This is a genomic window from Thiobacillus denitrificans (genome assembly GCF_001530125.1).
Lineage (GTDB): Bacteria > Pseudomonadota > Gammaproteobacteria > Burkholderiales > Thiobacillaceae > Thiobacillus > Thiobacillus denitrificans_C.
On the sequence record NZ_LDUG01000016.1, the window covers coordinates 22,490 to 34,620 of the forward strand.

Below are 12,131 nucleotides of genomic sequence, written 5' to 3' on the forward strand. Positions count from 1 at the left end.
ATCTCGCGGCAAGCGGAATGGGTCCGGCGCCCGGAACGCAGCAATCGGACCATGCTGCGCGTGATGACCTGGATCTCCCTGCGCCTGGGTCGTCCCCCCGCCCGTTTTATCCTGGCCGGAATCAGCCTCTATTTTCTGCTCTTTGCGCCGGCTGCCAAGGCTGCCTCGCGCGCCTATCTGCGCCGGGCGCTGGACCGGGAACCTTCATTCGCCGACCTGTTCCGGCACTTTCACAGTTTTGCCTCCACCATCCACGACCGGGTCTTTCTGCTCAATGCGCGCTTCGATCTATTCCAGGTGGAGGTGCATGGCGAGGACGTCATCAAGGCGGTGCAGGCCGCCGGGCATGGCGCCATCCTGATGGGCGCGCACATGGGCAGCTTCGAGGTGGTGCGCGCCATCGGCCGCCTGCAGCCCGGCCTCAGGGTGGTCATGGTCATGTACGAGGAAAACGCCCGCAAGCTCAATGCCGCCTTGGCCGCCATCAACCCGGCGGCGGTGCAGGATATCATCCCGCTGGGGCAGTTCGACTCGATGCTGCGGGTGCAGGCCTGCCTGGACGATGGCATGGTGCTCGGCGTGCTGGGCGACCGCACCCTCGGCGGCGCCCCGACCTTGCGCGTCCCCTTCCTCGGGGCGGACGCCGAGTTTCCTATCGGCCCCATGCGCCTGGCCGCCATGCTCAGGCGACCGGTGCTGTTCATGAGCGGACTCTACCTGGGCGGCAATCGCTACGCCATCCACTTCGAGCGGCTGGCCGATTTCAGCGACCTTGAGCGTCCGGAGCGGGATGTCGCCGTTCAGGCCGCGGTGGTGGCCTACGCCGCCTGCCTGGAACGCCATTGCCGCGCCGCCCCCTACAACTGGTTCAACTTCTTCGATTTCTGGCGCCAGAAGGGCGCTCGCCCATGAGCAAACTCGTGCGACAGCGTTCCCGCTGGGGGTGGTTTGCCGGACTGGCGCTGCTTTGTGGCCAGTCCGCGCACGCTGCGCCGCTTTCCATCAGCCAGCTCATGGATAGCCTGGCGAAGCAGCCGCAAGGCGCGGCCACCTTCACCGAGAAAAAACACATATCCATCCTCGACCAGCCGCTCGAGTCTTCCGGCGAATTGTTGTTCATTGCACCGGCCCGCCTGGAAAAGCGCACCCTGAAGCCGCGGCCCGAGACCATGGTGCTCGACGGCGGCACCCTCACCCTTGAACGCGGCAAGCGCAAACACGTTCTGCAACTCAAGGACTACCCGGAAGTAGCCGCCATGATCGAGAGTATTCGCGCCACCCTGGCCGGCGACCGCCAGGCCCTGGAGCGGGTTTATCACCTGGCCCTGGAAGGCGGATTTGAACGCTGGACCCTGGTGCTTACCCCCATCGACCCCAAGGTCGGCGCCGTCATCGCGCGCATCCGGATGGAGGGGGTCAAGGACGGGGTGCGCAGCGTCGAGATTCTCCAGGCGGATGGCGACAGCTCCCTGATGACCATCGAAAAGCGGGCGCCGCCGCAATGATCCACACGCGCCGCCGCGGCATCGCCGCCATCGTGCTTTGGCTGATTTTTTTGCTGGCCTGTGCCGGCATCATCAGCCGCACCCACTTCACCACCGACTTGTCGGCATTCTTGCCGCGCGCCCCCACGCCCGAGCAGCAGCTGCTGATGGATCAACTCCAAGACGGCCTGGCCTCGCGCCTGATTCTGGTTGGCATAGAAGGCGCCGATGCGCCCACCCGCGCCCGGCTTTCAAAGCAAATCGCTCAGCGTCTGCGCGCCGACCGTACGTTTGCCAGCGTCAATAATGGCGAGCCCGTTAACGCCGAGCGCGACCGTACTTTCCTGTTCGACAATCGTTACCTGTTGAGCCCGGCCGTGACGCCTGCACGCTTTAGCGCAGACGGTCTGCATGCCGCCTTGAGCGACAGTATCGACCTGCTGGCCTCGTCGGCCGGATTGCTGGTCAAGTCCATCCTGCCGCGCGACCCGACCGGGGAAATGGTGCAATTACTCGAGCAACTCAACAGCGGCACCCAGCCGACGCTGGTGGAGGGTGCATGGGCATCACGCGATGGCACGCGCGCCCTGATGCTGATGCAAACGCGTGCCGCGGGAAGCGACACCGATGCCCAGCAACACGCCATGGCCGCGATTCAGCAAGCGTTCGACCAGGCACCCAGCGCCATCCCATCCGCCCAACTGGTGATGACCGGTCCCGGCGTGTTTTCGGTGACGTCGCGCGACACCATCAAGCGCCAGGTCACCCGCCTGTCCATCATCAGCCTTGCACTCATCGCAACGCTGCTGTTACTCGTTTATCGTTCCTTTAGCGCACTGACATTGGGCTTGTTGCCCGTTGTCAGCGGTGCGCTGGCGGGCATTGCGGCGGTCAGCCTGGGCTTTGGCGCGGTGCACGGCATCACCCTGGGATTTGGCACCGCCCTGATCGGCGAAGCCGTGGATTATTCAATCTACCTGTTTGTGCAATCGGAACAGAACAATGCGGATCATCAAAACTGGATCAAGCGTTTCTGGCCCACCATTCGCCTCGGTGTGCTGACTTCGATAGCCGGCTTTGCTTCGCTCCTGCTGTCCGGCTTTCCCGGTTTGGCACAACTCGGCCTGTATGCCATTGCCGGGCTGATCGCGGCCGCAACGGTGACGCGCTTCGTCTTGCCTTCCCTGTTGCCCGCACACTTCCGTATCCATGATGTATCGGCTATCGGTCTCACCCTGTCTCGTGTCGTGCAACGTGCTGCAGCACTGCGCTGGCCTGCGGCGATCGTGTTGTTGGCGGCCTGCGCCATCGTGGTCGCTAACCGCGCCAGTTTGTGGAATGACACAATCGCGTCACTCAGTCCGGTGTCGCAAGTGGATGTGGAACTCGATACCCGTTTGCGCGCCGACATGGGCGCGCCGGATGTGCGCTATCTGGTCGTGGTGTCCGGTGCGAATCAGGAATCCGTATTGCGCGCCGCCGAGCGCGCGTCCACGCTGCTGCAAACCCTGGTCGAGCAAGGCGAACTCGCCGGATTCGAAAGCCCCAGCCGTTATCTTCCCAGCATAGCAACGCAACGCGCACGCCAGAACAGCCTGCCCCCTCGCCCCCTATTGGAAACGCGCCTTGCGCAAGCCGTTCAAGGCTTGCCGGTGCGCGCGCAACTGTTTACGCCGTTTCTGGCCGACACCACCGCCGCGCGCAGCCAGCCTTTGCTGCAGGCAGCCGACCTGCAGCAGACCTCAATGGCGATGGCGGTAGATGCCTTGCTCATTCGGCAGCAGCGGCAATGGCGTGCCTTGTTGCCGCTGACCGCGCCCGAGGGGGTCGACATCAACGCCGAGCGTGTTCGCGCGGCATTGAGCGCAATGCCCGATGTGCTGTTTGTGGATATGAAAGCCGAGTCGGATCGCCTGTATTCCGGCTACTTGCATGAAGCCATTGCGCTGTCGCTCGGCGGGCTGGTTGCCATTATCGTGTTGCTGCTCGTGGTTTTTCGCTCGCCCATGCGCGTGCTGCGCATCATCGCGCCGCTGGCCGCTGCGATCATTACCGTCACGGCGGGATTAAGCCTGTTTGGTCAGCAAATGATCATTTTGCATTTGGTGGGTTTGTTGCTGGTGGCCGCAGTGGGCTCCAATTACGCCCTGTTTTTTGATCGGCCTGATCCGCGCACGCCCATCCTGCCGCGCACGCTGGCCTCGATGTTGTTTGCCAGCCTCACCACCGTCGCCGGTTTTGGCCTGCTTGCGTTTTCCAACGTATCCATCCTGCAGGCGCTGGGCGTGACCGTCGCACCGGGTGTTATCCTGGCGTTGATTTATTCGGCGATTTTTGCCCGGCAATCTGATGCGTGATTCACCCTGGCAACCCACCCTGCTGATCCGCGCATCCATCGCGCTGCATGGTCTGGCGTTGGTGGCCGTGATCGCCGACCCCGCGCAATGGCGTTGGGCGTTGGGCGCCGTGGCAATCAATCACCTGTTGCTTACCGCCGTCGGCCTGTGGCCGCGCAGTCACTGGCTGGGACCGAACTGGACGCGGTTGCCCGCCGCCGCCGCGGCCAGACATGAAATCGCCCTCACCATCGACGATGGCCCCGACCCCCTCGTCACCCCGCAGGTGCTGGATATTCTGGATCGATATGCCGCACAAGCCACCTTTTTCTGCGTGGGCGAAAAAGCGGCACGCTATCCGGATGTATGTCGGGAAATCGTACGCCGTGGCCATGCCGTGGAAAACCATAGCCAGCACCACCGCCATTATTTTGCCCTGCTGGGTCCGCGTGGTTTCATGCGCGAACTGCAGGCCGCACAAAGCACCCTCAGCCTGATTACCGGTCGGCGCCCCATGTTTTTTCGTGCCCCTGCCGGCTTGCGCAATCCTTTTCTCGACCCCGTGCTGGCGCGACTCGGCTTAACGCTCGCCAGCTGGTCGGCGCGGGGTTTCGACACCCGGATCGGTGACCCCGAGCGTGTCAGGCATGCACTATTGCGTGAGTTGCGCGGGGGCGCTATTTTGCTGCTGCACGATGGCAATGCCGCACGGACACCCCGCGGCATTCCGGTTATTCTCGACGTGCTGCCTGCCGTGCTGGAATCGGCGGCCGCCGCCGGATTGCGTTTTGTCAGCTTGCGAGACGCCCTTTCATGACCGGTACATGCGCATGAGTCGGCACTGCCGCACCCCGGAGAACAGGCCTTGAAAAACAGTCAGCAAACGCCGTGGCACCGGCAGATTGCAGCGGCCATCCCCCAGCATATATATCTGAAAGGGATAGGAACGCCCATTTTTTTCGGCCTGTTTTTCGGCGCGTATTTTTATGTGCTCAAAGCCCCGGCCTACCCGACCACGGTGATGCCCTTTACCTGGCTGGATCAGATGATCAGTTTTCAGCCGTGGGCGATGCCGCTGTATGTCTCATTGTGGGTGTATGTTTCCCTGCCTCCGGCATTGCTTGCGACGCGACGCGAACTCTATCGTTATGGCATGGCGATGGCCGGAACCTGCCTGGCGGGGCTGATTGTTTTTTACTTCTGGCCCACCGCGGTCCCCGCAGCCGATATTGACTGGGCCCGGTATCCTGAAGTGGGTTTCCTTAAGAGCGTCGATGCCGCAGGCAATGCCTTCCCTTCGCTGCATGTCGCCACGGCCATTTTTTCGGGTATCTGGCTGGATCGCCTGCTGCGTCGATTCGGCGCGCCGCAGTGGAGCCGGCTATTCAACTGGATGTGGTGTATCGGCATCATTTATTCCACCCTCGCCACCCGCCAGCATGTGGCGCTGGATGTGTGGGCCGGCCTTATGCTGGGAGGGGTGGCGGCCTGGCTGTCATTGCGTCACCGTGCATACGCAGCGCTAACACCCGGCCGGATTTGACGGAAACCGGCCTGTGGAATTGATTAAAGACGCACTACATCTGGATGGGTTGACTTGTTGAATTCGCTCTGGCTTTCCCATTTCACCGCTGCAAGCTGCCTTGGCCACGGCCTGGAAGCGACGCTGGCTGCCCTGCGTGCGCAACAGAGTGGGCTCGCGCCCTGCGCCTTCGAGACGGTGACCGACCTGGCAACTTATGTCGGCGAAGTGGCCGGCCTGGACGAAGCGCCTTTGCCGGCGAGCCTGGCCGAGTTCGAGTGCCGCAACAACCGCCTCGCCCTGCTGGGCCTGCGCCAGGATGGCTTCAGTGCCGCCGTCGGGGCCGCTGCCGCCCGCCACGGCCGGCGGCGGGTCGGCGTGCTGCTCGGCACCAGCACCTCCGGCATCCTGCAGACCGAGCAGGCCTACCGCCGCCGCGATCCGGTGACCGGCGCCCTGCCGGACGACTTCAACTATCGCACCACCCACAACACCTATTCGGTGGCTGACTTCGTGCGCACCGCCTTCAATCTGGAAGGCCCGGCTGTGGTGGTCTCCACCGCCTGCTCGTCGAGCGCCAAGGTGTTCGCCTCGGCGGCGCGGATGATCGCGGCCGGCCTCATCGACGCTGCCATTGTCGGCGGTGTCGACTCCTTGTGTCTGACCACGCTCTACGGATTCAACTCGCTGGAACTGCTCTCATCCGAGCCCTGCCGGCCTTACGACAAAGATCGCAACGGCCTCTCCATCGGCGAGGCGGCCGCCTTCATCCTGCTGCAACGCCCGGCCGACAGTCTCGATGCCGATGCCGTGCTGCTGCTGGGCGCGGGCGAATCGAGCGATGCCCACCACATGTCGTCGCCGCACCCGGAGGGCCTGGGGGCACGCATGGCGATGACCGCCGCCCTGAAGGCGGCCGGCCTGCAGCCAGCCGACATCGACTACATCAACTTGCACGGCACCGCGACGCCGAACAACGATGCCGCCGAGGGCCGTGCCGTGGCCACGCTGTTCGGCGACCGGGTGCCCTGCAGTTCCACCAAGGGCGCGACCGGCCACACCCTGGGCGCGGCGGGCGGCCTGGAGGCGGTCATCAGCGCGCTGGCGCTGCAGCAGGGCTTCCTGCCGGGCGGGGTCAACACGCGCAACGTCGACCCGGGCATTCCCATCCAGTACCTGACCGCGAACCGGGAGGGCGCGCCGCGCCGGGTGCTCAGCAACTCCTTCGGTTTTGGCGGCACCAACTGCAGCCTGGTGCTGGGCAGGGCGGGTTGATATGAAGCTGAGCGCTTACCTCGACGGCATCGGCCTGATCGGTCCGGGGCTCGATAACTGGCTCGCGGCGCGGCCCATCCTGGCGGGCGCCACCCCCTATGAGCCACGGCCCCTCGCCGTGCCGGCGCCGCAGTCGCTGCCGCCTGCCGAGCGCCGCCGCACCGGCCTCGCGATCAAGGTCGCGCTGGCCGTGGCGCAGGAGGCCATCGCGGCCGGGCAACTCGATGCCCGACAACTCGCCGCGGTGTTCTCCTCCTCCGGCGCCGACAACGACAACTGCGATGCCATCTGCAAGACGCTGGCCTCCGAGGATCGGAGCATCTCGCCGACCCGTTTCCACAACTCGGTGCACAACGCCCCGGCGGGCTACTGGGGCATCGCTTCCGGTGCCATGACCCCGGCCACGGTGCTGTGCGCCCACGACGGCAGTTTTGGTGCTGGCCTCTTGGAGGCGCTGACCCAGGTCGCGGTCGAGGGCTGGGGCACCCTGCTGGTCACCTACGACATGCCCTATCCCGAACCGCTGCACGCCAAGCGCCCGCTTCCCTCCGCATTCGGCATCGCGCTGGCGCTGATGCCTGAACGCAGCGCGCACTCGCTGGCGCGGATCGAGGTCAGCCTCGCCGATGATGCGCCCGATGCGCTGGCCGAGCCTGAACTCGAGGCGCTGCGCCGCGCCATCCCCTGCGCACGCGGGCTGCCCTTGCTGCTGGCGGTGGCGCGTGGGGAGGGCGGGCGAGTTGTGCTGGACTATCTGGCACCGCTCAGTCTGGCGGTAACGATCGAACCCGAAAATCGTAGTTGATATGACCGACAACCAGATCACCATCGCCCGCGCCCACGACGCCACCCCCATTACCCAGGCGGGGTTGCCGATGGAAGATCGGGGCGTGGCCTGATGGAGCCCTATCGCAAAACATTGAAAGAACCGGCGCGCGTGCTCAGAACCGGCATGACCGATGCCGAACAAGTGCTGTGGCATCGCATTCGACGTAAACAACTGAAAAATGTACAGTTCTATCGGCAAAAACCATTGCGCTCGTTTATCGTGGATTTTTACTGTCCGGCAGCGAAGCTGGTTGTTGAGCTTGATGGCAGTCAGCATCTCGAAACAGGGCATCAGGCCAAAGATCAGGCTCGTGATGCAGCGTTGGCAAGCTTGGGGTTGCATGTGCTGCGGTTTGACAATCGGCAGGTGTTGCTGGAAACGGATGCGGTTCTGGCAGTGATAGATGAAGCGGTGAAGGGGCGGGTGTGAGCAAAGTCAAAAGCAAATCCCCCCTAGCCCCCCTTTTTCAAAGGGGGGAAGCACGGCACACCGCATCGGCCTCCCCCTTTGAAAAAGGGGGATTGAGGGGGATTTGCCCTTGCGCATGCCGCTAGACCACGCCTGGCTGCTCGCCCACCTGCCGCACCAGGGCAGCATGTGCCTGCTCGATGCCGTCGTCGCCTGGGATGCCCAGCACATCCGCTGCACGGCGAAGAGCCACCGCCACGCCGACAACCCGCTGCGCGCGCACGATCGTCTGGGCGCGGCCTGCGGCATCGAGTACGCGGCGCAGGCCATGGCCGCCCACGGCGCGCTGCTGGCGGCGGCCGACAGCGCACCGCGTGCCGGCTATCTGGCCAGCGTGCGCGGCGTCGAACTGCAGGTCGCCCGGCTGGATGACATCGCTGCCGACCTCGACGTCGAGGCGGAGCGTCTGTCCGGCGACGACAACACCATCCTTTACGGCTTCCGCGTCAGCGCCGGCGGACGCGAATTGCTCAGCGGCCGGGCGGCGGTGGTGCTGGACGCCGACAAACTGGGAAATTTGACATGAAACGCGCCCTCGTCACCGGCGGCAGCGGCGGCATCGGTTCGGCGATCTGCCGCCGCCTCGCCGCCGATGGCTGTTACGTTTACATCCACGCCAACCGCAATCTGGCCCGTGCGCAGACGCTGGTGGATGAAATCAGGACGGTCGGTGGCCAGGCCGAGGCCATCGCCTTCGACGTCACCGACGCCGAGGCCAGCCGCGCGGCACTGGAGGCGCTGGTCGCCGACACCCCGGTCCAGGTGCTGGTGAACAACGCCGGCATCCACGACGATGCCGTTTTCCCCGGCATGAGCGCGGCGCAATGGCATAGCGTGCTGGATGTGTCGCTTTCCGGCTTCTTCAACGTCACCCAGCCGCTGACGATGCCGATGCTGCGCAGCCGCTGGGGGCGCATCGTCAACATCACCTCCATCGCCGGCCTCACCGGCAACCGCGGCCAGGTCAACTACGCCGCGGCCAAGGGTGCGCTGCACGCCGCGACCAAGTCGCTGTCGCTGGAACTCGCCAGCCGCGGGGTGACGGTCAACGCCGTGGCGCCGGGCATCATCCAGACCGACATGATCGACGGCGTGTTCGACGCCAAGGCGATCGCCGGCATGGTGCCGATGAAGCGCGCCGGCCGCCCGCAAGAGGTGGCGGACCTGGTCGGCTTTCTCGCCTCGGAGCAGGCGAGCTACATCACAGGCCAGATCATCTCGGTGAACGGCGGCATGATTTGATCCCGCCCGCCCACGCCCTCGCGGTCCACCAGACCGAGGCCCTGCTGTTCTTCACCCTGCTGCAGCTGACGCTGATCGTCCTGGCCGCCCGCCTCGGCGGTGAACTGGCGCAGCGCATCGGCCAGTCACCCGCAGTCGGCGAGATCATCGTCGGCATCCTGCTCGGCCCGTCGCTGTTCGGCCTGCTCGCCCCCGAGCTTTTCCAATACGTTTTTCATTCGACGCCGGCGGCGCCGATGCAGATGCTGTCGCAGATCGGCCTGGTCCTGCTGATGTTCCAGATCGGCCTGGAATTCGACTTCGCCCATCTGACCGAGCGCAACAACCGTCGCGCCGTCACCGCCATCGCCAGCGCCAGCATGGTCGCGCCCTTCGCGCTCGGCTTCGGTTTCGGCTGGCTCAGCGCGCCGCTGCTGTCGCCCGGCGTCGACCGCCTCGCCTCGGCGCTGTTCATCGCCACCGCCTTCTCCATCACCGCCTTGCCCATCCTCGGCCGCATCATGATGGAGTTCAAGATCACCCGCCTGCCCATCGGCGTCATCGCCATCAGCGCCGCCGCCATCAACGACGTCGTCGGCTGGCTGCTGCTCGCGCTCATCACCGCGCTCGCCCTGGCCGAATTCAGCGCCGCGGCCTTCGCCCTCAAGGTGGCGCTGGTCGGCGTGTTTTTCCTCGTCTGGTGGTTCCTCGTGCGGCCGCTGATGAAGCGCGTGATCCACGCCAGCCAGGCGCACCCTGTGCCGGTGGGCGAGAAGGCCGGCCGCGGCAAGCTCACCCACAACCTGCTCGGCATCCTGCTCGCCGCCATCTTCGTCTCGGCGATGACCACTTATCAGCTCGGCATCTTCGCCATCTTCGGCGGCTTCATGATGGGCGTGGTCCTGCACGACGAGCACGAACTGATCGAGGCCTGGAAGGAACGCATCGGCCACTTCGTCATGGTCTTCTTCCTGCCCATCTTCTTCACCTACACCGGCCTGCGCACCAACGTCGGCGGCCTCGATTCCGCCGCCGCCTGGGGCTGGTGCCTGCTGCTGATTGCCCTGGCCACCCTGGGAAAATTCGGCGCCAGCTACGTCGCCGCGCGCTGGGCCGGGATGTCGCATCACGAGGGCAAGGTGATCGGCATCATGATGAACACCCGCGCCCTGATGGAACTCATCGTCATCAACGTCGGCTACGACCTCGGCGTGATCTCGCAGCAGGTGTTCACGATGCTGGTGCTGATGGCGATTTTCAGCACGGTGATTACGACGCCGGGGTTGCGGCGGTGGCTGCCGAAGATGGGGGTGGCGGTGGCGGAGCGGCATTGAGGTGCATCCGCTACGCTTCGTCCGTCATTGCGAGCAACGCGAAGCAATCCAGTCAGAGGATTGGCGCGAAGCACGTTTCGTTTTAATGGTTAAACCTTCGCAGGACTGCTGACCGTTGGCCGGGGGTAGCCCGGCGGCTAGTCACTTTTCTTGTCTCGCCAAGAAAAGTAACCAAAAGAAGGCGACCCCGCCATCCACGAAACCCCGAAAATTAACCAGCGACTTGCCGCTTTAGCGGCTTAGTCGATTGGCTATGCAGAGCAGAGCCTGCCGGTGGGCGGCAAAGAACTCGCCCCGCTTTTGATGTTTTAAATTGGTTTTTTGTGAGCGGGGCTTCAGACACCTTTGCCGCTGATCCACCCGGCAGGCTCAATTTTCGGCGTGGCTGAGAGGGGAGAAAGTCAAAACCAGGACGGTGATGACGGGGTGTTTCTGGTTACTATCTGGGCTTCACACATTCGGCGCATTACGCGGACTATTTACATACTTATAAAGGCTTAAAAATGGAAGAGATAGGATTAAGCAAACAAGTAGTTGATGCGTTAATAGATAAATCCTCAAAAAAACAGATCGCAGAAACGGCCAGATTATTAGCCGTAACGCTCGCATACTGCCAACAAGGGAAGAAACCCCATATTTTGCGCGACATTCACAATTCGATATGCAACTCTTCCCTATCAACAGAAGATAAAACTCTGGTTTCAGAAGGCATTAATGCGTTGGCAAGAACCTTGAATTTTGTTCACGAAACCCCCCAGACTGGGCAAATTTCGAAAGACATATTTCAGCATGAATTTATTGACATGGCCGAAGTGTTTTCCACTGGATGCGAGCAAATCCTTGAAAAATACAAACCACATGATTACGCCATCGCAAGAAACCACCTCATATCATTAGTTTCTGACAAAAATGCAAAAAAAACCTATGAGAACTGGTGGGCTCCATTTAAACGTGCCTGGTTCCGCGGTGAAGGTGAGAAATTTATATCAATCGTAAGGAAAAACAGGGTTGCTGACCACGGCAAACTCGCTGGCAAAACAGGGATTAAAGCGGCGCTATCCGAATATGTGGCAGGAACAGGTAAAAAATGACACGGTTCACAATACACGTAATGGATGTTGGATAGGGCGGCGGTAAGCGAAGCGTATTGCGCCGCAGGCGCGTCGTAACACAAGCACGTAAACCGATCAGTCATCACCGACCTGGTTTTGACTTTTCTCCCCCTCTCAGCCCAGCCGAAAATTGAGCCTGCCGGGTGGATCAGCGGCAAAGGTGTCTGAAGCCCCGCTCACAAAATTAATCAGCATTACAAAAGCGGGGCGAGTTCTTTGCCGCCCACCCGGCGGGCTCGGTTTTCGGGAACCCGAAGGGCGGGGATGTCGGGGTCGCCTTCTTTTGGTTACTTTTCTTGGCGAGACAAGAAAAGTAACTAGCCGCCGGGCTACCCCCGGCCAACGGTCAGTAGTCCTGCGAAGGTTTAACCACACGCAACGTGCTTCGCGCCGATCCTCTGACTGGATTGCTTCGCTGCGCTCGCAATGACCAAGAAATTAAAGGGGCAACTTCGCAATAAAAACTTTGCGAAGCTGCCCCTTTAATTCCGGTCGGAGCGCAGTAGCGCCATCGCACGTACGGTGCGACGATAACCGCCCTTGAGATACG

The 12,131-nt window shown here is 62.8% G+C and carries 12 protein-coding genes; all 12 read left to right on the forward strand.

Annotation, left to right across the window (positions count from 1 at the left end):
• Positions 1-51 precede the first annotated feature (51 nt).
• The 12 genes from ABW22_RS04110 (at position 52) to ABW22_RS17205 (ending at position 11,560) form a co-directional block, all read left to right on the forward strand.
• Positions 52-912 carry an acyl-CoA synthetase gene (locus ABW22_RS04110; protein ID WP_237763224.1) on the forward strand — a complete coding sequence of 287 codons (861 nt, stop codon included), beginning with the start codon at positions 52-54 and terminating at the stop codon, positions 910-912.
• The gene (locus ABW22_RS04115; RefSeq protein ID WP_059752205.1) at positions 909-1,505 is read left to right on the forward strand and encodes a LolA family protein; all 597 of its coding nucleotides are present in this window, start codon (positions 909-911) and stop codon (positions 1,503-1,505) included. Before ABW22_RS04110 ends, ABW22_RS04115 begins: the two co-directional genes overlap by 4 nt.
• Positions 1,502-3,841 (forward strand): MMPL family transporter, encoded by a 2,340-nt coding sequence (locus ABW22_RS04120; RefSeq protein ID WP_059752207.1) that lies wholly within the window; start codon positions 1,502-1,504, stop codon positions 3,839-3,841. Before ABW22_RS04115 ends, ABW22_RS04120 begins: the two co-directional genes overlap by 4 nt.
• Complete coding sequence (locus ABW22_RS04125) at positions 3,834-4,637, forward strand: polysaccharide deacetylase family protein (RefSeq protein WP_059752412.1); 804 nt, start codon at positions 3,834-3,836, stop codon at positions 4,635-4,637. The genes ABW22_RS04120 and ABW22_RS04125 overlap by 8 nt, the downstream gene beginning before the upstream one ends.
• Positions 4,638-4,808: 171 nt before the next feature.
• Positions 4,809-5,363 (forward strand): phosphatase PAP2 family protein, encoded by a 555-nt coding sequence (locus ABW22_RS04130; protein WP_237763225.1) that lies wholly within the window; start codon positions 4,809-4,811, stop codon positions 5,361-5,363.
• Between the two features lie 54 nt (positions 5,364-5,417).
• The gene (locus ABW22_RS04135) at positions 5,418-6,617 is read left to right on the forward strand and encodes a beta-ketoacyl-[acyl-carrier-protein] synthase family protein (protein WP_330218747.1); all 1,200 of its coding nucleotides are present in this window, start codon (positions 5,418-5,420) and stop codon (positions 6,615-6,617) included.
• Complete coding sequence (locus tag ABW22_RS04140; protein ID WP_237763226.1) at positions 6,574-7,422, forward strand: beta-ketoacyl synthase chain length factor; 849 nt, start codon at positions 6,574-6,576, stop codon at positions 7,420-7,422. The genes ABW22_RS04135 and ABW22_RS04140 overlap by 44 nt, the downstream gene beginning before the upstream one ends.
• A gap of 93 nt (positions 7,423-7,515) precedes the next feature.
• Positions 7,516-7,875, forward strand: a complete 360-nt coding sequence (locus ABW22_RS04145; protein ID WP_059752213.1) for an endonuclease domain-containing protein — start codon at positions 7,516-7,518, stop codon at positions 7,873-7,875.
• Positions 7,876-7,990: 115 nt separating this feature from the next.
• Positions 7,991-8,440, forward strand: a complete 450-nt coding sequence (locus tag ABW22_RS04150) for a hypothetical protein (RefSeq protein WP_059752215.1) — start codon at positions 7,991-7,993, stop codon at positions 8,438-8,440.
• On the forward strand, positions 8,437-9,156 hold the full coding sequence (gene fabG, locus ABW22_RS04155) for a 3-oxoacyl-ACP reductase FabG (RefSeq protein WP_059752217.1): 720 nt from the start codon (positions 8,437-8,439) through the stop codon (positions 9,154-9,156). The genes ABW22_RS04150 and fabG overlap by 4 nt, the downstream gene beginning before the upstream one ends.
• Positions 9,153-10,469: a cation:proton antiporter gene (locus ABW22_RS04160; RefSeq protein WP_059752219.1), complete on the forward strand. Its 1,317-nt coding sequence runs from the start codon at positions 9,153-9,155 to the stop codon at positions 10,467-10,469. Before fabG ends, ABW22_RS04160 begins: the two co-directional genes overlap by 4 nt.
• Before the next feature lie 503 nt (positions 10,470-10,972).
• Positions 10,973-11,560, forward strand: a complete 588-nt coding sequence (locus tag ABW22_RS17205; RefSeq protein ID WP_157648543.1) for a hypothetical protein — start codon at positions 10,973-10,975, stop codon at positions 11,558-11,560.
• Positions 11,561-12,131 lie beyond the last annotated feature (571 nt).

Coding starts and splice junctions, on each gene's coding strand:
- ABW22_RS04110 (WP_237763224.1), top strand. CDS start 52: ATGCTGCGCGTGATGACCTGGATCTCCCTGCGCCTGGGTCGTCCCCCC.
- ABW22_RS04115 (WP_059752205.1), top strand. CDS start 909: ATGAGCAAACTCGTGCGACAGCGTTCCCGCTGGGGGTGGTTTGCCGGA.
- ABW22_RS04120 (WP_059752207.1), top strand. CDS start 1,502: ATGATCCACACGCGCCGCCGCGGCATCGCCGCCATCGTGCTTTGGCTG.
- ABW22_RS04125 (WP_059752412.1), top strand. CDS start 3,834: ATGCGTGATTCACCCTGGCAACCCACCCTGCTGATCCGCGCATCCATC.
- ABW22_RS04145 (WP_059752213.1), top strand. CDS start 7,516: ATGGAGCCCTATCGCAAAACATTGAAAGAACCGGCGCGCGTGCTCAGA.
- ABW22_RS04150 (WP_059752215.1), top strand. CDS start 7,991: ATGCCGCTAGACCACGCCTGGCTGCTCGCCCACCTGCCGCACCAGGGC.
- fabG (WP_059752217.1), top strand. CDS start 8,437: ATGAAACGCGCCCTCGTCACCGGCGGCAGCGGCGGCATCGGTTCGGCG.
- ABW22_RS17205 (WP_157648543.1), top strand. CDS start 10,973: ATGGAAGAGATAGGATTAAGCAAACAAGTAGTTGATGCGTTAATAGAT.